Raw genomic sequence first — 19,508 nt, forward strand, 5'->3', positions numbered from 1 at the left:
ACATGTCCCCTCGATATCGCAACGGTTCCAACCAGGCGGGGACGGTCATCGCGATCGTCGCGGACGTGATGGCCGTCATCCTCGGTCTCTGGATCCTGATGTACCTGCTGGACGCCAACCGCGCCAACGATCTGGTGCAGTTCGTCCATGACGTGGCCGGCTGGCTGGCGGGCTGGTCCCGTGACCTGTTCACCTTCGACGAGGCGTGGGCGCGCGTCGTCGCCGGTTACGGCCTGGCGGCCGTCGTGTACCTGTTCGTAGGACACGCGATCGCCAACCGCATGCACCGGCACTGACGACAGGGCTCGGCGCGCGACGGCCGACGGACGGCAGCCGCTCCCGGCGGGACGGCCGGGGGCGGCTGCATGGCGTTGGTCAGGCGCAGCAGTCGGGGTCCAGGCCCGTCGGCAGACGCTCCCCGCCGAAGACGGCGCAGGTGGGCTCGTCGCCGCCGAGCGCGGCGACGGCCAGGAGCAGCGACCCCGCGGTCCATGTGGTGAGTTCCTCGGGCCAGATCACCTGGTCCTCGAAGACGTAACCCGTCCAGTACAGGCCGGTCTTCGGATCGCGCAGGTGCTGGATGGACTGAAGGATGTCCAGCGCGCGGTCGGATTCGCCCACGGCCCACAGGGCCAGGGCGAGTTCGGCCGATTCTCCTCCGGTCACCCACGGGTTGGGGACCACACAGCGGACACCGAAGCCGGGGACCACGAAACGGTCCCAGCCCTCCTCGATACGGGACTTGGCCTCGGCGCCCGTCAGCGCACCGCCGAGCACCGGGTAGTACCAGTCCATCGAGTAGCGGTCCTTGTCGAGGAACCGCTCCGGGTGCCGGCGGATCGCATGGCGCAGCGCGCCCACCGCCAACTCCCAGTCGGGCTGCGGCTCTTCGCGCTGTTCGGCGATGGCGAGCGCGCAGCGCAGGGCATGGTGGATCGACGAACTCCCGGTCAGCAGCGCGTCGTCGACCGGTGTGCCGTCGTCCTCGCGCTTCCAGCCGATCTGACCGCCGGGCTGCTGGAGGCGCAGCACGAACTCCACGGCCGCGTAGACGGCCGGCCACATGCGGTCCAGGAACGCGTCGTCACCGGTGGCGAGGTAGTGGTGCCAGACGCCGACCGCGAGGTAGGCGCAGAAGTTCGTCTCGCGCCCGCGGTCGGTGACGTCGTCGGCGTCCCCGTCGGCGTAGGCCGCGTACCAGGAGCCGTCCTCGTTCTGGTGCCGGACCAGCCACGCGTACGCCCGCTCGGCCGCCTCGTGCTCGCCGGCCGCGTCCAGTGCCATGGCCGCCTCGGTGTGGTCCCACGGGTCGAGGTGGTGACCGCGGAACCACGGTATGGCGCCGTCCGGGCGCTGCACCGCGAGGATTCCGCGCACGGTGGCGGCAGCCTGCTCGGCGGTCAGGACCCCGGGCAGGACGAGGTGTTCTGTCCGGGGAGTGGTCACGTGGCGTCCGCCTCGGAGAGCTGCGGCAGGTGCGGCTTGGTCGCGTAGGCCACGAAGCTCTTGCCGATCAGCGGGTTCAGCGCCTGCTCGGCGACGCGGGTGGCCAGCGGCTTCTTCATGATGTCCCAGACCAGCAGCTTGTGGTACGCCCGCACGGGCAGCGCCTTGTCGTTGTCGACGCCGAACGCGCACTTCAGCCACCAGTACGGCGAGTGCAGCGCGTGCGCGTGGTGGGTGCCGTACGGCCGCAGTCCGGCTTCCCGGATCTTGGCCAGCAGCTCGTCCGCCTTGTAGATGCGGATGTGGCCGCCCTCGACCTCGTGGTACGCGTCGGACAGCGTCCAGCAGACCTTCTCCGGGCCGTAGCGCGGGACGGTGATGGCGATCCGGCCGCCCGGCTTGAGGACCCGCACCATCTCGGCGAGGACGCCCTTGTCGTCGGGGATGTGCTCCATCACCTCGGAGATGATGACGACGTCGAAGGACTCGTCGGGGAAGGGCAGCGCGAGCGCGTCGCCCTCCATGGCCGTGGCGGTGGCACCGGCGGGTGCCTCACCGGCCTCCTTCATCGCCGCGAACCACTTGGCGACCTCGCGGATCTCGTCGGCGTTCTGGTCCAGCGCGACGACCTGGGCGCCGCGCCGGTAGCACTCGAACGCGTGCCGGCCGGCACCGCAGCCGAGGTCCAGGACACGGTCGCCCGGGGCGAGCGGGAACCGGGAGAAGTCGACGGTCAGCACGTGGCCCTGCTTTCGCGGTTGGCGACAACTACTTCTTCGTCGGCGTCCTGCGCGGGCGCCGCCGGGGGACGGGAGGACGTGGCGGCCGGGCGGCCCGCGCCCGGCGCGGAGCGGTCCGGGGCCGCCGGACCGCCGGAGGCCGGGGCCGCCGAGCGGGCCATCGCCTCGCGGTAGTGCGCCACCGTGCCCTGTGCGGCCCTGGCCCAGGTGAACCGCTCCAGGACGCGTGCGCGTCCCGCGGTGCCGAGGCGCGCCCGCAGTCCGGGGTCGCCGAGGAGCCGGTTCAGTGCGGCGGCCAGCGCGCCGGCGTCGCCGGGCGGCACCGCGAGGCAGGTCTCCCCGTCGGGTCCGGCGACCTCCGGGATCGCTCCTCCGGTGGTGGCCACCAGCGGCGTACCCGTGGCCATCGCCTCGGCGGCCGGCAGCGAGAACCCCTCGTACAGCGAAGGCACGCAGGCGACTTCGGCGGAGCGGACGAGGTCGACGAGTTCGGCGTCGGAGATGCCCTTGACGAACTCGACGGCGCCTTCGAGCCCGTAGCGCTCGATGGCCTGGGCGACGGGCCCGTCCTCGGCGCGCTTGCCGACGACGACGAGGTGCGCGCCGGGGTGCTCGGTGCGCACCTTGGCGAGGGCCTCGACGAGGAAGACGAGCCCCTTGAGCGGCACGTCCGCGCTGGACGTCGTCACGATCCGGCCGGGCACCTGACGGACCGCGGGATCCGGCGAGAAAAGGTCGGTGTCGGCGCCGATGTGGACCACGTGGATGCGGCTGTCGGGCACGCGGAGGTGGTCGACGATCTCCTGGCGGGAGGTGCCGGAGACGGTGAGCACGGACGGCAGGCGGCGTGCGACGCGCTTCTGCATGCGTGTGAACGCGTACCAGCGGCGGACGGAGGCGCGCCGCTGCCAGCCCTCGGCGGCGTCGAGTTCGAGCTGCCGGTCGACGGTGATGGGGTGGTGGATCGTGGTGACGAGCGGTGCGCCCACGTCGCCCAGCAGGCCGTAGCCGAGGGTCTGGTTGTCGTGGATGACGTCGAACTCGCCGCGGCGGGCGCGCAGATGACGGCGGGCGCGCAGCGAGAACGTCAGCGGCTCGGGGAAGCCGCCCGTCCACATGGTGCCGACCTCCAGCGCGTCGATCCAGTCGCGGTACTCGTCGCGTCCGGGGGTGCGAAAGGGGTCGGGCTGGCGGTACAGGTCGAGGCTGGGCAGCTCGGTGAGGGAGAGCCCGGCGAGCCCCTCGCCCTCGTCGAGGACGGGGTAGGGCTGGGAGCCGATGACCTCGACGGTGTGGCCGAGCCGGGCGAGTTCGCGCGAGAGGTGCCGTACGTAGACGCCCTGACCGCCGCAGAACGGGTTTCCCTTGTAGGTGAGGAGCGCGATGCGCAGGGGCCGGTCCTCACCGGGCCCTCGGCCGCGCCCGCTCAGGGAGGCGTCCGCGTCGGCGGCCGCACCCTCCCCGGGGCCCGCCTCCATGGCCTCAGCGGTCACTTCCGGCCCCCTTCTTTCTGCACTTTCCCGCGAGATTACGCCGGGACGCTAATCTAGAACAAGTTTCAGACTTGATCGTTCAAGGAGGACTGAATCTACCGGCAGGTAGCGCCGCTGTGAGAGGTGGATCAGGTGATTCACGCCACGGCCGACGCCACGACCGCGCGACGGGGTCAGCTGGTTCGCACCGCGGCGAAGGCCCTGCCATGCTGACTCGTCGCTCCTCTCGCTGATGTCACGGAACGGACCCATGCCTGCGGAAGCCAAGGCGGACTCGAAGAACACGCGACAGGCGTCGCACTCCCCCGCGCACGCCCCCCAGCCGGCCTCGCCCCCGCTCACCGAGCGGCAGGAGGCGCGCCGCCGCCGGATCCTGCACGCGAGCGCGCAGCTGGCGAGCCGGGGCGGCTTCGACGCCGTGCAGATGCGCGAGGTCGCGGAGTCCTCCCAGGTCGCCCTGGGCACGCTGTACCGGTACTTCCCGTCGAAGGTCCATCTGCTGGTCGCGACGATGCAGGACCAGCTGGAGCACATGCACGGCACCCTGCGCAAGAAGCCGCCGGCCGGGGACACGGCGGCGGAGCGGGTGGCGGAGACGCTGATGCGGGCGTTCCGTGCGCTCCAGCGCGAGCCGCACCTCGCCGACGCCATGGTCCGCGCGCTCACCTTCGCGGACCGCAGCGTCAGCCCCGAGGTCGACCAGGTCTCCCGGCAGACCACGGTGATCATCCTGGACGCCATGGGGCTCGACGATCCCACTCCGGCCCAGCTCTCGGCCGTCCGCGTCATCGAGCACACCTGGCACTCGGCGCTGATCACCTGGCTGTCCGGCCGTGCCTCGATCGCACAGGTCAAGATCGACATCGAGACGGTGTGCCGGCTGATCGACCTCACGACGCCGGACGACGGCCGCTGAGGCGCCCGCGGGCACACAAAGAACCTACGAGACGGGTTCCCTTCGCCGGCATTGTCCGGATCAGGTGTTGGGGGTCGCCTTCCGGCCCTGCTGCTGCCTTCCGGCCTCTCAGCCCGTCCGTCGACGTCGGCCCCGGCGGATGCCTAAGCGTCACGCCCGAGTCGGCTACTCCGGTCGAACTCCCTCACTCGTCCCGTAGGCCAATACCAGGATAGAACGCCCACGGCCAAATGGAGCACCCTAAAACGGATTTTTTTCAGTCTTCTGGAGGAAAGACCGGCTCCCCGGTCCCCAGCACCGTGATCATGATGGCCTCCACGGGGCAGCCCTCCGCCGCCTCGAGGATCCTCTCGTTGGCGTCGGTCTCCGGATCGACCGGATGCGACTGCATGACGCTGTCCTGCCGGAAGGCGTCGGGTGCCTGGTGGACGCACTGGGCGGAGCCGATGCAGACGGAGCGGTCGACCTCGACCTGCCAGCGGTCGCCCATGCTCACGCCTCCCAGCCGGCCGGCAGGTGGATCATCTTGTGCTCCAGGAACTCGCCGTACCCCTCGGGTCCGAACTCCCGTCCCAGGCCGGAGTTCTTGTAGCCGCCGAACGGGCCGAGCATGTCGAGACTGAAGGTGTTCACGGAGTAGGTGCCGGTGCGGACCTGGCGGGCCACCTCGATGCCGTGGGCGACGTCGGCGGTCCAGACGCTGCCGCTGAGCCCGTAGTCGGAGTCGTTGGCGATCTTCACGGCCTCGGTCTCGTCGCCGTACGGGAGCAGGCAGATCACCGGGCCGAAGATCTCCTCGCGGGCGATGCGCATGGAGTTGTCGACGTCGCCGAAGAGCGTCGGCTCGACGTACCAGCCGCGGTCGAGGCCGTGCGGGCGTCCGCCGCCGGTGAGGATCTTGGCGCCCTCCTCCTGGCCGATGCGGATGTAGTCGAGGTTGCGTTGCTGCTGACGCCTGGCGACCAGCGGGCCGACCTGCGTCGCCGGGTCGAGCGGGTCGCCGACGACCAGGGCGCTCGCGGCGGCGGCGAAGGCGTCCGCGAACTCGTCGTAGCGGGAGCGCGGGACGAGGATGCGGGTCTGGGCCACGCACGCCTGGCCGTTGTTCATCCAGGCGGCCGAGACGATCCCGGGGACCGACGTCCCGATGTCCGCGTCGGGCAGGATGACCGCCGCCGACTTGCCGCCGAGTTCCAGAGTCACGCGGGTGAGGTTGCGGGCGGCGACCTCCATGACGCGCTTGCCCGCGGCGACGGAGCCCGTGAAGGAGACCTTGTCGATGCCGGGGTGTCCGACCAGGTACTCGCTGACCTCGCGGTCGGCGGGGAGGATCGACAGCACGCCCTCCGGCAGCCCGGCCTCCCGGGCGATCTCGCCGAGCAGATAGGCGTCCAGGGGCGACTCGGGCGACGGCTTGAGCACCACGGTGCAGCCGGTCAGCAGGGCGGGCGCGAGCTTGGCCGCCGCCACGAACTGCGGCACGTTCCACGGCACCACGGCCGCCACCACGCCCACCGGTTCGCGGCGCACCATGATCTTGCCGAGGACCCCGTCGCGCGTCTGCTCGTACGGGTAGTCGCGCGCGACGGTGATCGCCGCGTCCCACACCATCATCGCGCCGAGGGCCTGCGCGAGGACGCTCCAGGAGTACGGGGAGCCGTTCTCGGAGGAGATGACACGGGCGATCTCCTCGTGACGCACGGCGATCGCGTCCTTGATCCGGGTGACGACCTGGATCCGCTCGTCGAGGCTCATGCGCGGCCACGGGCCTTCGTCGAAGGCCTTGCGCGCCACGGAGACGGCCCGGTCGACGTCCTGTGCACAGGCGTGCGGCACCCGCCCGATGACTTCCTCGGTGTGCGGCGAGACGATCTCGATGACGTCCCGGCCCAGGGGGTCCGTCAACTCCCCGCCGATGAACAGCTGTCCGTGTTCCACGAGCTCGGTCATGGCCGACTGCCTCCCCGGGGAAGTTCTCTGACGATCCATCAGATATGAGAACTGATACCAGTTCCCGTCGGCACAGTCCACGCCTCCGGCGCCATCGGGAGGGGTCCTCGTGCGACGGGCATCGCTCCTGAACCGCTCGGGAACAACGGCCGGAATCCGACCCGCCGGGCACCCGACCCCGGCGGAACGGTCGACTTGGGCTCCCATTGGAACCCGTTCTAGTTATAGTGGCGAGAACTCGGCGATGGGTGGGAAGCGCATGACGCAGGTGACCGATCACGGCGGGGGCGTACGGTCGATCAAGGTGCCCATCCCGGACAACCCCCTCGGCCACACCCTGGTGTACGTCGTCGACACCGACGCCGGCCCCGTCCTGATCGACACGGGATGGGACGACCCCGGCTCCTGGGACACCCTCGCCGAGGGCCTCACCGCCTGCGGCACCTCCGTCGCCGGCGTCCACGGTGTGGTCATCACCCACCACCACCCCGATCACCACGGACTGTCCGGCAAGGTCCGCGAGGCGTCCGGGGCCTGGATCGCGATGCACGCCGCGGACGTCGCCATCGTCCGGCGGACCCGGGAGAACCGGCCCGAGCGCTGGTTCGCCTACATGGCGGCCAAGCTGGAGGCCTCGGGCGCGCCCGAGGAGCACATCGCCCCGCTGCGCGGGACGCGGACCTCCGCGCGCCGGCCCAGCACCCTGCCCGGCTTCTCGCCCGCGCTGCCCGACCGGGAGATCGTCCCCGGCGAACTGCTGCCCCTGCCCGGCCGCCGGCTGCGCGCCGTGTGGACGCCGGGCCACACCCCCGGCCACGTCTGCCTCCACCTGGAGGAGACCCATCCCGCCCGGCTGCCCGGCCGCGGACGGCTGTTCTCCGGCGACCATCTGCTGCCGCGGATCACCCCGCACATCGGGCTCTACGAAGACCCGGACGACGCGACCGTCACCGACCCCCTCGGCGACTACCTCGACTCCCTGGAACGCATCGGCCGCCTGGAGCCCGCCGAGGTGCTCCCGGCCCACCAGCACCCGTTCGCCGACGCCCCCGCCCGGGTGCGGGAGTTGCTCGACCACCACGAGGAACGCCTCACCGGTCTGCTGTCGCTGCTCACCACCCCCCTCACCCCCTGGCAGCTCGCCGAGCGCATGGAGTGGAACCGCCCCTGGGAGCAGATCCCCTACGGCTCGCGGACCATCGCGGTCTCGGAGGCGGAGGCGCACCTGCGCCGCCTGGTCAAACTGGGCCGCGCCGAGGCCGTAACGGGCAGCGACCCGGTGACGTACGTCGCCGTGTGACCGCGCGGCGACGGCCCGCATGTGAACACGCGGCGACCACCCGTGCGTGAACACGCGGCGACGACCCGCCGCGCGAACGTCCGGAGCCGCCCGCCGCGGCGCCGGGCGGGACCGCCGAAAAGCGGTCGAGGAGATCCGCCTCGGCTGGTACCAACGTCCCATGGACGCCTTGGAGGAACTCCTCGCCGAGCGGGCCTGCGAACGGCTTGTCGTCGACTTCGCCCGCCGCCTCGACCTCGGCGAACCCGGCACCGTCGCGGACCTGTTCACCGAGGACGGCGTCTGGCAGTGGCCGGAGGGGGAACGGGTCGTGCGGGGGCGCGCCGCGCTGCGGGAGTACTTCGCCGGGCGCCCCGCGGACCGGCTCTCGCGCCGCGTGATGTCGAACGTCCTCGTCACGGTCGACTCCCGGGCCACGGCGACGGCCACCTCGTACTTCACGACCTACCGGGTCGACGGCCACACCGGCGGCATGGTCCCGGCCGGACCTCCCGTCCAGGTCGGGAACTACGAAGACGCCTTGCTGCGGACCGACGGCGGCTGGCTGCTCGCCTCGCGCACCCTCGTCCTGCCGTTCGGCGGGCCGACGCCCCGCCGGTGACGGCCCCCCGCGCGCCCGTTCCGGGGGATGCGGGTCGGTGCGGCGATGAGTTCCGGGCGCGTGGGGAGTCGTACGGGGTGACGGCGGGCCGCGGTGCCCGCCCCGTACGGAAGGTGACGCGATGAGCGGCCTGCACGATCTCCTGAAGGCGTACGTCGACGACGGCACGGTGCCGGGAGCGGTGGGCCTGGTCGCCCGCGCCGACCGTGTCGAGGTGCGGGCCGTGGGCTCCGTGGACGTCGAGGGCAGCGCCCCGATGGCGCGGGACTCGATCTTCCGCATCGCCTCGATCACGAAGCCGATCACGGCGGCCGCCGTGCTGACGCTCGTCGACGACGGTGTGATCGCGCCGGACGACCCGGTCGACACCTGGCTTCCGGAGCTGGCGAAGCCGACGGTGGTACGGACGCCGTCGTCGCCGCTCGACGACGTGGTCCCGGCCGTGCGGCCCATCACCGTCGCGGACCTGCTGTCCTCCCGGCCGGGCTGGGGCTTCCCCTCCGACTTCTCGCTGCCGCAGGTCCAGGCGCTGTTCGAGGTGCCGTCGGACGGCCGCAGTCCGCAGGCCTTCCCACCGCCGGACGCCTGGCTGGAGCGCCTGGCCCGTGTTCCGCTGCTGCACCAGCCGGGCGAGGCCTGGCTGTACAACACCAGCTCCGACCTCCAGGGAGTCCTGGTCTCCCGTGCGGCCGGCCGGCCGCTGCCGGAGTTCCTGGCCGAGCGGATCTTCGAGCCGCTCGGCATGACGGACACCGCCTTCGAGGTGCCGGCGGCGAAGCGGGACCGGTTCACCAGCTCGTACCGGCCCGCCGGGGGCGGTCTGGAGCTCGTAGACACACCCGAGGGGCAGTGGAGCGGTGTCGCCCCCTTCCCGTCCGGCGCCGGCGGGCTCGTCTCCACGGTGGACGACTGGCTGGCCTTCGCGCGGATGCTGCTCGACGGCGGCACGGGGGGCGGGCGCCGGGTGCTGTCAGCCGACGCGGTGCGGCGGATGACCACCGACCACCTCACGCCCGCCCAGCGCGAGGACGGCGCGCTGTTCCTGGAGGGGCAGGGCTGGGGGTACGGCGGTCAGGTCGACATCGCGCCCCTCGACCCGTGGAACGTGCCGGGCCGCTACGGCTGGGTCGGCGGCACCGGCACCACCGCCCACCTGGTGCCGTCCACCGGCACGGTCACCGTGCTGCTCACTCAGGTCGCCATGGAGAATCCGACGCCCACCCCGCTGATGCGGGCCTTTTGGCGGCGGACCGCCGACGGCCCTCAGTGAAGCAGTTCGCGGATCAACTCCTCGGCGTCGCCGAGGAGCTCGACCTCGCGCGTGCTCATCGTCGGGTTGGCGGCGCGCCGGGCCCTGGCTCCGGCGAGGCCGTCGTCCGTCACGCAGTCCTCGTTGGCGTCGAGCATCGCGGCGAGCGTCTCGTGGGCCACCCCGGCGACGGCGTCGCCGCCGACCGCGACCTGGGCGAGGATCACCGCGGACATGCCCCAGTCCAGCCCGGGCGGCCCCTCCTCCGCGTTGGCCCAGTCGATGACCTTCGGGCCGTCGGGCGTGAGCATCACGTTGTCGGGGTGCAGATCCAGGTGGAGGACGCGGACGGCGGGGTCGGCGGAGAGCCGGGCGGGCACCGCGTGCAGTTTGCGCAGCAGCCGGGCGAGGATGAGACCGGCCTCCTCGGGGGACAGCAGTCCCTCGCCGAACGCCCCCAGCATGGTCGGCCCGGTCAGCCGCTCCATGACGAGGTCGGTCCGGGTCGCCGCGCGGATCGCGGGCACCGGATAGCCGTGCGTGTGCACGTGCTGCATCACCGCGGCCTCGGCGGTGGCGTCGCCCCAGCCCTCCCGGTCGCGGCGCAGCACCCAGGCCTCGTCGACCTCGTAGACGTCCGCCGAGCGCCCCGAGCCGAGCAGTCTCCCCGTTCGCATGGGGCCGAACCTAGCGGCCCCGGCGGCGCCCGTCACAGGCGCCCCTCAGGCTCTTGCTACGGGCCGGTAGAGTGAGCGCGTCGTCATCACACCCGTACGGGGGGAAGCCGGTGCAATTCCGGCGCTGACCCGCAACCGTGAACCGCCCCGAGGGCGGTGAGCCGGATCGCCTCGCCCGGGACGTGACCGGCTCGTGCCACCGGCAGCCCGCCGGTGGCCGGCACCGTCGAGGCATACGGGGCCGGAGCCGCCCGGATGCTCCAGCGTGCCCGGTGCTGCCCGGCTCCCCCGCAGGGAGAGTCATGATTGTTCGCCGCAGCGCAGCCGTACTGGCCGCATCCGCCGTGATCGGCGCGGCCTTCGCACCGGCCGCCTTCGCCGCCGACGCGTCCCCTTCTCCCTCGCCGGCCCTTCCGTCCGGCCTCTTCGGGTCCACCGACCCCACGTACGACGGCGTGTGGCGGCAGTCGCTCGCGCTGCTCGCGCAGCACACCGTGGGCGTCGAGCCGGCCGCGAAGGCGGTCAAGTGGCTGACCGGGCAGCAGTGCGCGACGGGGGCGTTCGCGCCGTACCGCGCCGACGCGAGCGCGAAGTGCGACGCCAAGACGATGGTCGACACGAACAACACGGCCGCCGCCGTGCAGGCGCTCGCCGCGCTCGGCGGGCACGACGACGAGCTGGGCAAGGCGGTCGGCTGGCTGAAGTCCGTGCAGAACAAGGACGGCGGCTGGGGCTACACCGCGGGCGGTGCGAGCGACGCCAACTCGACGTCCGTGGTGATCGGCGCGCTCACCGCGGCCGGGCAGCACCCCGGCGACGTGGTGAAGGACGGCAAGTCGCCCTACGACGCCCTGGTGAAGCTGTCGGTCCCGTGCGACGAGGACGGCGGTGGTGCCTTCGCCTTCCAGCCGGACAAGAAGGGGAAGCTGGCGGCGAACGCCGACGCCTCGGCGGCGGGCGTGGTCGGCTCGCTCGGCAAGGGCTTCGTGACGACGGCGGGCAAGGCCTCCGGCGGTGACACCTGCCGCGACGCCGACGGGCTGACGCCGCAGGGGGCCGCCGCCAACGGCGCGTCCTACCTCGCGGGAAGCCTGGACGCCAAGCCCTACCTGCTGTCCGCGATGCCGGGCGCGAAGGACCAGCCGGACTACGGCAACACCGCCGACGCCGTCGTCGCGCTCGCCGCCGCGGGCCGGACCGCGGACACGAAGAAGCCGCTCGCCTGGCTGGAGAAGGAGTCCGGTGCCTGGGCGGCGAAGGCCGGTCCCGCCGCGTACGCGCAGCTGATCTTCGCCGCGCACGCCACCGGCACCGACCCGCGTCACTTCGGCGGCCAGGACCTCGTCACGCAGCTCGGCAGGACCGGCCCGGCGGCGGCCGCGGCCGATCACTCGGACGCCGCGGACGAGAAGAAGAAGGACGACGACAAGGGTCTCGGCGTGTGGTGGATCGTCGGCGTCGGCCTCGTCGCCGGCATCGGCATCGGCTTCCTGCTCAGCGGCCGCAACAAGAAGCAGCAGCTGTGATACGCCGTCGGACGTCCGCGCCGGTCCTGGCCCTCGCCCTGGCCCTGCTGTTCCTGGTGCTCGGCGGCACCTCCCCGGCGCAGGCCGTCGGCTACCGCTACTGGTCCTTCTGGGAGCTGACCGGCGGGAAGTGGGCGTACGCCACGCAGGGGCCGTCGACCGCGCGGCCGTCCGACGGTGATGTCGTGGGGTTCCGCTTCGCGGTGAGCGAGGACTCGAAGGACGCCGTGCGGCCGCGTGGCGACAAGGACTTCGCGTCCGTCTGCGCCACCACGGCCGCGCAGTCCGGCAAGAAGCGGGTGGCGCTCGTCGTCGACTTCGGTGTGCCCGCCGACGCGCCGTCCGGCGAGACGCCGCCGGCGCCGCGCACGGCCTGCGCCCGGGTCGCCCCGGACGCGACGACCGCGGAGGCCCTCGCGTCGGTCGCGAAGCCGCTGCGCTACGGCAGCGACGCCCTTCTGTGCGCCATCTCCGGCTACCCCCGCACCGGCTGTGGCGAGCAGGTCTCGGCGAACGGCGGGGCCGGTTCCGCTTCGGCCGAGGACCGCTCCGAGCCGTCGGACGACGGCCCGTCGGTGGGCCTGCTGGCGGGAGCGGGTGCCGTGGCGGTCCTGGCCGGCGCGGCCGTCTGGCAGGCGCGCCGACGCCGGGGCTGAGCGGGCACGATGACGAGGGACGACACCGAGGAGACGGCGGCGCCCGCCGCGGACGGCCGTCCGGCCGGGCGCTGGTCGGTCCTGTTCGAGCGGGGCCGGCAGCCCGGTGACGGGCAGGGACCGACGCCGGACGCCGCCGCCGGCCGGGGCCCGCGGCGCCCCCGCGGCGTCGCGCCGGAGGCGAACCGGACCAACGCCCTGCACCCGGGGGCCTGGTGGGTCTGGGCCCTGGGGCTGGGCACCGCGGCGTCCCGCACCACCAACCCTCTGCTGCTGGCCCTGCTCGTCGGCACGGCCGGATACGTCGTGGCGGCCCGGCGCACCTCGGCGCCCTGGGCCCGTTCGTACGGCGCGTTCGTGAAGCTGGCGATGGCGGTCCTCGCGATCCGGCTCGTCTTCGCCGTGTTCCTCGGTTCGCCGATCCCCGGCACGCACCTCGTCGTCACGCTCCCCGAAGTGCCGCTGCCCGACTGGGCGCAGGGCGTCCGCATCGGCGGCCGGGTCACCGCGGAGGGGCTGGTGTTCGCGCTGTACGACGGTCTGAAGCTGGCCACGCTGCTCATCTGCGTGGGCGCCGCGAACGCGCTCGCCAACCCCGCGCGGCTGTTGAAGTCGCTGCCGGGGGCGCTGTACGAGACGGGCGTGGCGGTGGTCGTGGCGCTGACCTTCGCTCCGAACCTGATCGCGGACGCTCAGCGGCTGCGGTCGGCCCGACGGCTGCGCGGCCGCCCCGACCGCGGTCTGCGCGGTCTGCTGCACGTCGGGCTGCCGGTCCTGGAGGGCGCGCTGGAGCGTTCGGTGGCTCTCGCGGCGGCCATGGACGCGCGCGGTTACGGGCGCACGGCGCGGGTGCCGTCCGGCGTCCGCCGCACCACGGCCGTGCTGACGCTGGGCGGTCTGCTCGGGGTGTGCGCGGGCACGTACGGGCTGCTGACCGCCGAAGGGGGAACGTACGGTCTGCCGGTCCTCGCGGCCGGTCTGGCCGCCGCGCTCGGCGGGCTGTGGCTGGGCGGCCGCCGCACGGCACGCACCCGGTACCGGCCGGACGAGTGGGGTGTGCGGGCCTGGCTGGTCGCGGGTTCGGGCGTGGCGGTGGCCGCGCTGATGACCGCCGCGGCCTCGTACGATCTGGCGGCGCTGCGTCCCGGTGTCGTCCCGCTCGTGGCCCCCGCCCTCCCGCTGTGGCCGGCGGCGGCCGTGCTGCTCGGTCTTCTCCCCGCGTTCGTCGCTCCGATCCCCAAGGAAGCCCCATGATCCGTTTCGAGGACGTCTCGGTGACCTACGAGGGGGCGGCCGGGCCCACCGTGCGGGGCGTGGACTTCGAGGTGCCGGAGGGTGAGCTGGTGCTGCTGGTCGGCCCGTCCGGGGTCGGCAAGTCGACGGTGCTCGGCGCGGTGAGCGGGCTCGTCCCGCACTTCACGGGCGGCACGCTGCGCGGCCGGGTCACGGTCGCCGGGCGGGACACCCGCACGCACAAGCCGCGCGAGCTCGCGGACGTGGTGGGCACGGTGGGCCAGGACCCGTTGTCCCACTTCGTGACGGACACGGTGGAGGACGAACTCGCCTACGGCATGGAGTCGCTGGGGCTCGCCCCGGACGTGATGCGCCGCCGGGTGGAGGAGACCCTCGACCTGCTGTCCCTCGCGGATCTGCGCGATCGGCCGATCTCGACCCTGTCCGGCGGCCAGCAGCAACGCGTGGCCATCGGCTCGGTCCTCACCCCGCACCCGAGCGTCCTGGTCCTCGACGAACCCACGTCGGCGCTGGACCCGGCCGCCGCCGAGGAGGTCCTCGCGGTGCTCCAGCGGCTGGTGCACGACCTCGGTACGACGGTGCTCATGGCCGAGCACCGGCTGGAGCGCGTCGTGCAGTACGCGGACCGGCTCGTCCTCCTTCCCTCCCCGGGCGCGGCGCCGGTCCTCGGCACCCCCGCGGAGGTGATGGCGGTGTCCCCGGTGTGTCCGCCGGTGGTGGAGCTCGGCCGGCTGGCCGGCTGGTCCCCGCTCCCGCTGACGGTCCGCGACGCCCGGCGCAGGGCGGGCGACCTGCGCGAACGGCTCGCGCAGGCACCGGGCGGCGCCGGTCCGGCACAGCTCCGCGTGCCGGCACAGCGAGACGGGGCGGGGCGAGACGGGGCGGCACGGCGGGACGAGACCGGCCGGAAGGCCGCAGCGGAACGGCGGGACGAGACCGGCCGGAAGGCCGCAGCGGAACGGCGGCGGGAAGCGGCGCCGCAGGGCGTGCGCCCCGTCTCCGCGCTGGCACGGCTGCTGCGCCGCGGCGCCCCGGATGCACCGACGGAGTCCCCGGGGGATCGGCCGGCGGTCGTGGAGTCGCTGGCCGTGCGGCGCGGTCGCATCGAGGCGCTGCGTCGGGTCGGCCTGACCGCAGCGCCCGGCGAGACGATCGCCCTGATGGGCCGCAACGGCGCGGGTAAGTCCACGCTGCTCGGGGCGCTGGTCGGGCTCGTCGCGCCGGCGGCCGGTTCGGTCCTGGTCGGCGGGGCGGTGCCGCACCGCACGGCGCCCCGTGACCTCGTACGGCGGGTGGGTCTCGTGCCGCAGGAGCCGAGGGACCTGCTGTACGCGGACACGGTGGCCGCCGAGTGCGCCGCGGCCGACGAGGACGCCGGGGCCGCGGCCGGGACCTGCCGGGCGCTGGTGTCGGAGCTGCTGCCCGGCATCGCGGACGACACGCATCCCCGGGACCTGTCGGAGGGGCAGCGGCTGGCGCTCGCGCTGGCCGTCGTCCTGACGGCGCGTCCCCCGCTGCTGCTGCTCGACGAGCCGACCCGCGGCCTGGACTACGCGGCCAAGGCCCGGCTGGTGACGGTGCTGCGCGGCCTGGCGGCCGAGGGGCACGCCATCGTCCTGGCCACGCACGACGTGGAGCTGGCCGCGGAGCTCGCCCACCGTGTCGTCATCCTGGCGGACGGCGAGGTCGTCGCGGACGGCCCCACCGCGGAGGTCGTCGTGGCCTCGCCGTCGTTCGCGCCGCAGGTCGGCAAGGTGCTCGCCCCGCTGCCCTGGCTCACGGTCGCCCAGGTCCGGGAGGCCCTGTCATGACCGGACCCGCCACTCCCCGTCCCGCCCCGATCCAGCGCCAGGCGCGGGCCGTGCGCCTCGGGCCCCGCTCGGTGGCCGCGCTCGTCCTGGTGAGCGCCACCGGTGCCGCCGGATTCCTCTGGCCGCTGATCGCCGGGCCCGGTTCGCAGGTCGGCGCGCACGCGCAGGACGCGCCCTGGCTGTTCGCGGGGCTGCTGGTGCTGCTGGTCGCCGTGGTGGCCGCGACGATCTCGGAGTCGGGGCTCGGCCCGAAGGCCGTGGCGATGCTGGGCGTGCTGGCGGCGACGGGTGCGGCCCTGCGTCCGGTCGGGGCGGGCACCGCGGGGATCGAGCCGATGTTCTTCCTGATGGTGCTGAGCGGGCGGGTGCTCGGGCCGGGGTTCGGGTTCGTGCTCGGCTCCGTGACGATGTTCGCGTCGGCGCTGCTCACGGGCGGGGTCGGGCCGTGGATGCCGTTCCAGATGCTGTCGATGGGCTGGTTCACGATGGGCGCGGGCCTGCTGCCGGGCCCCGACCGGCTGCGCGGGCGTGCGGAGCTGGCGATGCTCGCGGCGTACGGGTTCCTGGCCGCGTTCGCGTACGGCACGGTCATGAATCTGGCCGGGTGGCCCTTCATGGACGCGCTGGCCTCGGACATCGCGTACGACCCGGACCGCGGCCTGCCCGGGAACCTGGCCCGGTTCCTGGCGTACTGCGTGGCCACCTCCCTGGGCTGGGACCTGGGCCGGGCGGTCGTCACGGTCGTCCTGACCCTCGCGCTGGGCGCGACGCTCCTCAGGGCGCTGCGCAGGGCCACGCGCCGGGCCGCGTTCGAGGCGCCGGTCACATTCGAACCCCGGTGAGGTGCGGCCCAGGTCACACCGCCCGGTGACGGGGTGCGGGCGGTCGCGCACCCTGTGCCAGTTCCGGGGTGAAGCACCCCACAGGGCCTAAGTCACATCCTAACGGAGTTAGTAGGATAAATCGGACGCCATGTCCACGTCATTACAGCCTCTGACCTGCGGTTTGAGAGCCAGATCACACGAGGGACTTTCTCCGTGGATGCGACCACCACTAGTAAAAGGGGTCATTGCGGACGGGCTTCGAGGCTGTTTCTCTGGAGTCGTCGCCAGGCGCCGACGAGCCCACCCGGGCCGCGGCGCCGACGTATGCCGGACCTGCGCACCGCGTGGCAACGGACAGCGTGCGATCCCATGTCCCCGAAGAAAAAGGTTCTCCGTGTCCGTCTCCTTCATCCGCCGTGCCGTTGCCTCCCCGAAGAAGGCCCTCGCCGGTGCCGCCGTGGCCGCCGCCACGACCGGCATGGTGCTGGCCGCGGCCCCCGCCCAGGCCGCCGCGCCCACCTCCGCCTCCTCCGCTCAGTCGATCGCGCACCAGATGATCCCGGACGCCGCGCAGTTCAACGCCTTCAGCAAGATCGTCGAGCACGAGAGCGGCTGGAACGCCAGCGCCACGAACGCGTCCTCCGGCGCGTACGGCCTGGTCCAGGCCCTGCCCGGCTCGAAGATGGCGTCCGCCGGCGCCGACTGGAAGACCAACCCCAAGACCCAGATCAAGTGGGGTCTGGACTACATGAACTCCCGCTACGGCAGCCCCATGGGCGCCTGGAGCTTCTGGCAGGCCAACGGCTGGTACTGATCAGCCCGAGCCTCACCCCGTACGCGAAGGCGGCGGCCCCCCGATCCCCGGGGCCGCCGCCTTCGCCATGCCGTCACACCGTCCGGCGGCCCCGCGGACCCCGGCCGCCGACGGCAGCGGTCTCACTCACCGCTGACGGAGTCGAAGAACCGCACCACCTGCGGCGCCGACACCGCGAACGAGCCGAAGTGGTCCACGTCTCCCTGGTCGACGAGCTCCGCCCGCTTCCCGTGCCCGGCCAGCTGCCGGGCACAGCTGCGCGCGTTCGCGATCGGCACGTCGGTGTCGGCCGCCCCCGCGTACAGGCGCACCGGCACCCGCGGCTTCCAGTCGCAGGTGTGGTCCGCGCCACGGATCGCGTCCAGCAGCGCGCCGGCGGGATGCCGCATCCGCTCGGCGAAGGCCGGCGTCAGCATCTCCCCCACGGTCGGCGGCAGCGCGCCGAGGATGTCCTCCTCCTCGTGCGCCCCGTCGTACAGCCCCTCGACGCGGCTCGCGTACGGCTCGCGGAATGCCTCGGCGGGGTCCTTGTAGATCGGGTGCAGCCGGTTCTGCGCGACCAGCCAGTACGAGGTGTAGAGGACACCGCTCGTGTCGTTGACCCGCCCGTCGAACAGGGCCGGGATCTCCTCCCCCTCCAGGTCGTACGGTCCGCTGACCGGGGCGAGCGCCTTCAGCCGGAAGTGTCCGTCCGCGCCGTTCTGCAGGGCCCTTCCGAGGGCCATCGCGACCTGCCCGCCCTGGGAGAAGCCGGTCGCGTAGACGTCTGTGGTCAGCGGCCGGCCCAGCCGGTCCGCGGCGGCGCGGGCCGCGCGCAGCATGTCGACCGAGGCGGTCACCGAGGACCGGGTGTCCATGTAGGGGTGGCGGCCGGGGCCCTCGCCCAGGCCCAGGTAGTCGGGCGCGGCCACCGCGCGGCCGGCGCCGGCGTGCAGATAGGACGGGACGCGGCCGAAGTCCTCTCCGACGGAGGGCGCGTAGGCGCGGGCGACCATCGTGCCGTGCGTGTCGGAGACGAGGTCGAGCCGGTGCCTTCCCCCGGCGGGCAGGGTGAGCAGGCCGGTGGCGAGGGTCGGTGCGCCGTGCGGATCGACGGTCCGGTAGGTGAGGCGGTACGACCGCACGCCGTACCGCACGGGGTCCGTGGCCGTCTCCCGTTCGGCCAGGAACCTCCGCACCGCGTCGGCGTCGTGCGAGGCGACCGGCACGACGGAGACGAGGGCGCCGCGCGCGGCCGGGCCCCGGCGGTCGGCCGCCACGGCCGCCGGTGCCGCGGCGAGTCCGGCGAGCAGTAGTGCCGCACCGGCGGCGATCGCCCGCCGGGTGCGCCGGTGGCGGCGTGTTCGTATGGATCCGACGTTCCTGCGCGTGTTATCGCTCATGGGGTCGACGCTACGGACGCGCGCCGGGCGTCGACATCCGACGATCCCCCGCGTCCGTGGTGGACCTGGGTCCACCACGCCTGTCCCGCTGACCGGAGGCCCGATGACCACGGAGACGGAGAAGCCGCACGACCGGGAGGAGCGCGGACTGCGGCTGGTGGGGGTGCTGCTGGGGCTCACGGTCGTCAGCGGGATCGTCGACGCGGTGAGCTATCTGGGGCTCGGGCACGTCTTCACCGCGAACATGACCGGCAATGTGGTGGTCCTCGGCTTCGCCGCCGCGGGTGCGCCGGGCTTCTCCACCACGCACTCGCTGGTGTCCCTGGGGTCGTTCCTGGTGGGGGCGGTGGGGGGCGGGCGCTCCGGACGGCGGTTGGGCACGGGCTCCCGCCGCACCTGGGTGCGGATCATCCTCTGCGCGGAGGCGCTCCTGGTCGGCGCGACGGCGCTGGTGGCCCACCTCGCGCCCGGCAGGACGGGCACCGTGTACACGCTGATCGCCGTGACGGCCTTCGCGATGGGCCTGCGCAACGCGACCGTCCGCAAGCTGGGCGTGCCGGACCTGACGACCACCGTGCTGACGATGACGCTCACGGGCCTGGCCGCCGACTCTCGGCTGGGCGGCGGGCAGGGCAGCCGTTCCCCCCGCCGTACGGCCTCGGTCGTCGCGATGCTGGCGGGCGCGGTGCTCGGCGCGTGGCTGGTGCTGCACCACGGCCTGGGTCTGCCGCTGCTGGTCGCGGCGCTGCTGTCCGGGGTGCTGGCGGTGACGGCGTCGGGCCGCGAGTGACGGCGGACGGGACACGCTCGCGTCGGCGCCCCGCGGGAGGCAGGGGCGGGGCGTAGGGGGGATGCCCCTGCCTCCCGCG

At 73.4% G+C, this 19,508-nt stretch carries 19 protein-coding genes and 1 riboswitch; of the genes, 12 read left to right on the plus strand and 7 right to left on the minus strand.

The window, feature by feature from the left end:
- The first annotated feature begins 2 nt into the window (after nt 1-2).
- Nucleotides 3-296, plus strand: coding sequence for a hypothetical protein (locus tag BKI49_RS10585; RefSeq protein WP_095933977.1), 294 nt, complete (start codon nt 3-5; stop codon nt 294-296).
- Nucleotides 297-375: 79 nt separating this feature from the next.
- On the opposite strand, the gene BKI49_RS10590 is transcribed toward BKI49_RS10585, so the two are convergent.
- From BKI49_RS10590 to BKI49_RS10600, 3 genes are read right to left on the minus strand one after another with little or no spacing between them, the layout of a single operon-like run.
- Nucleotides 376-1,446 (minus strand): prenyltransferase/squalene oxidase repeat-containing protein, encoded by a 1,071-nt coding sequence (locus tag BKI49_RS10590; RefSeq protein ID WP_095933978.1) that lies wholly within the window; start codon nt 1,444-1,446, stop codon nt 376-378.
- Nucleotides 1,443-2,186, minus strand: a complete 744-nt coding sequence (locus BKI49_RS10595; protein ID WP_095933979.1) for a class I SAM-dependent methyltransferase — start codon at nt 2,184-2,186, stop codon at nt 1,443-1,445. Before BKI49_RS10595 ends, BKI49_RS10590 begins: the two co-directional genes overlap by 4 nt.
- A complete protein-coding gene (locus BKI49_RS10600; protein ID WP_095933980.1) occupies nt 2,180-3,679 on the minus strand; it encodes a glycosyltransferase family 4 protein in 1,500 nt (499 codons plus the stop codon). Before BKI49_RS10600 ends, BKI49_RS10595 begins: the two co-directional genes overlap by 7 nt.
- 250 nt (nt 3,680-3,929) lie before the next feature.
- Between BKI49_RS10600 and BKI49_RS10605 the strand changes: the two genes are divergently transcribed.
- Nucleotides 3,930-4,595: a TetR family transcriptional regulator gene (locus BKI49_RS10605; protein ID WP_095933981.1), complete on the plus strand. Its 666-nt coding sequence runs from the start codon at nt 3,930-3,932 to the stop codon at nt 4,593-4,595.
- Nucleotides 4,596-4,851: 256 nt separating this feature from the next.
- Here BKI49_RS10605 and BKI49_RS10610 read toward each other — a convergent pair whose 3' ends face one another.
- On the minus strand, nt 4,852-5,085 hold the full coding sequence (locus tag BKI49_RS10610; RefSeq protein WP_095933982.1) for a ferredoxin: 234 nt from the start codon (nt 5,083-5,085) through the stop codon (nt 4,852-4,854).
- Between the two features lie 2 nt (nt 5,086-5,087).
- Nucleotides 5,088-6,545 (minus strand): aldehyde dehydrogenase, encoded by a 1,458-nt coding sequence (locus tag BKI49_RS10615; protein ID WP_095933983.1) that lies wholly within the window; start codon nt 6,543-6,545, stop codon nt 5,088-5,090.
- Nucleotides 6,546-6,804: 259 nt separating this feature from the next.
- Here BKI49_RS10615 and BKI49_RS10620 point away from each other — a divergent pair, with 259 nt between their 5' ends.
- The 3 genes from BKI49_RS10620 (at nt 6,805) to BKI49_RS10630 (ending at nt 9,716) form a co-directional block, all read left to right on the plus strand.
- Nucleotides 6,805-7,845 (plus strand): MBL fold metallo-hydrolase, encoded by a 1,041-nt coding sequence (locus BKI49_RS10620; protein WP_095933984.1) that lies wholly within the window; start codon nt 6,805-6,807, stop codon nt 7,843-7,845.
- Between the two features lie 160 nt (nt 7,846-8,005).
- Complete coding sequence (locus BKI49_RS10625) at nt 8,006-8,446, plus strand: nuclear transport factor 2 family protein (RefSeq protein WP_095933985.1); 441 nt, start codon at nt 8,006-8,008, stop codon at nt 8,444-8,446.
- Nucleotides 8,447-8,567: 121 nt separating this feature from the next.
- Entirely contained in the window at nt 8,568-9,716 is a 1,149-nt protein-coding gene (locus BKI49_RS10630) for a serine hydrolase domain-containing protein (protein WP_095933986.1), read from the plus strand.
- Here BKI49_RS10630 and BKI49_RS10635 read toward each other — a convergent pair.
- Nucleotides 9,710-10,372: a phosphotransferase gene (locus BKI49_RS10635; RefSeq protein ID WP_095933987.1), complete on the minus strand. Its 663-nt coding sequence runs from the start codon at nt 10,370-10,372 to the stop codon at nt 9,710-9,712. The two genes, BKI49_RS10630 and BKI49_RS10635, sit on opposite strands and share 7 nt — an antisense overlap.
- 103 nt (nt 10,373-10,475) lie before the next feature.
- A riboswitch (cobalamin riboswitch) is annotated at nt 10,476-10,532 on the plus strand.
- 142 nt (nt 10,533-10,674) lie between these two features.
- Here BKI49_RS10635 and BKI49_RS10640 point away from each other — a divergent pair.
- From BKI49_RS10640 to BKI49_RS10665, 6 genes are all read left to right on the plus strand, one after another.
- Nucleotides 10,675-11,898, plus strand: a complete 1,224-nt coding sequence (locus BKI49_RS10640; protein ID WP_095933988.1) for a prenyltransferase/squalene oxidase repeat-containing protein — start codon at nt 10,675-10,677, stop codon at nt 11,896-11,898.
- A complete protein-coding gene (locus BKI49_RS10645) occupies nt 11,898-12,554 on the plus strand; it encodes an SCO2322 family protein (RefSeq protein ID WP_373557534.1) in 657 nt (218 codons plus the stop codon). The genes BKI49_RS10640 and BKI49_RS10645 overlap by 1 nt, the downstream gene beginning before the upstream one ends.
- 9 nt (nt 12,555-12,563) lie before the next feature.
- Nucleotides 12,564-13,808, plus strand: coding sequence for an energy-coupling factor transporter transmembrane component T (locus BKI49_RS10650; protein ID WP_179332395.1), 1,245 nt, complete (start codon nt 12,564-12,566; stop codon nt 13,806-13,808).
- A complete protein-coding gene (locus BKI49_RS10655) occupies nt 13,805-15,619 on the plus strand; it encodes an ABC transporter ATP-binding protein (RefSeq protein WP_095933990.1) in 1,815 nt (604 codons plus the stop codon). Before BKI49_RS10650 ends, BKI49_RS10655 begins: the two co-directional genes overlap by 4 nt.
- Nucleotides 15,616-16,461, plus strand: a complete 846-nt coding sequence (locus BKI49_RS10660; RefSeq protein WP_095933991.1) for an ECF transporter S component — start codon at nt 15,616-15,618, stop codon at nt 16,459-16,461. The genes BKI49_RS10655 and BKI49_RS10660 overlap by 4 nt, the downstream gene beginning before the upstream one ends.
- Before the next feature lie 376 nt (nt 16,462-16,837).
- Complete coding sequence (locus BKI49_RS10665; protein WP_095933992.1) at nt 16,838-17,257, plus strand: aggregation-promoting factor C-terminal-like domain-containing protein; 420 nt, start codon at nt 16,838-16,840, stop codon at nt 17,255-17,257.
- Nucleotides 17,258-17,379: 122 nt separating this feature from the next.
- On the opposite strand, the gene BKI49_RS10670 is transcribed toward BKI49_RS10665, so the two are convergent.
- Nucleotides 17,380-18,639: an alpha/beta hydrolase gene (locus tag BKI49_RS10670; RefSeq protein WP_095933993.1), complete on the minus strand. Its 1,260-nt coding sequence runs from the start codon at nt 18,637-18,639 to the stop codon at nt 17,380-17,382.
- A gap of 103 nt (nt 18,640-18,742) precedes the next feature.
- Here BKI49_RS10670 and BKI49_RS10675 point away from each other — a divergent pair, with 103 nt between their 5' ends.
- Nucleotides 18,743-19,429 (plus strand): YoaK family protein, encoded by a 687-nt coding sequence (locus BKI49_RS10675; RefSeq protein WP_095933994.1) that lies wholly within the window; start codon nt 18,743-18,745, stop codon nt 19,427-19,429.
- Nucleotides 19,430-19,508 lie beyond the last annotated feature (79 nt).

This window comes from Streptomyces sp. Tue6028 (assembly GCF_002300165.1).
Lineage (GTDB): Bacteria > Actinomycetota > Actinomycetes > Streptomycetales > Streptomycetaceae > Streptomyces > Streptomyces siamensis.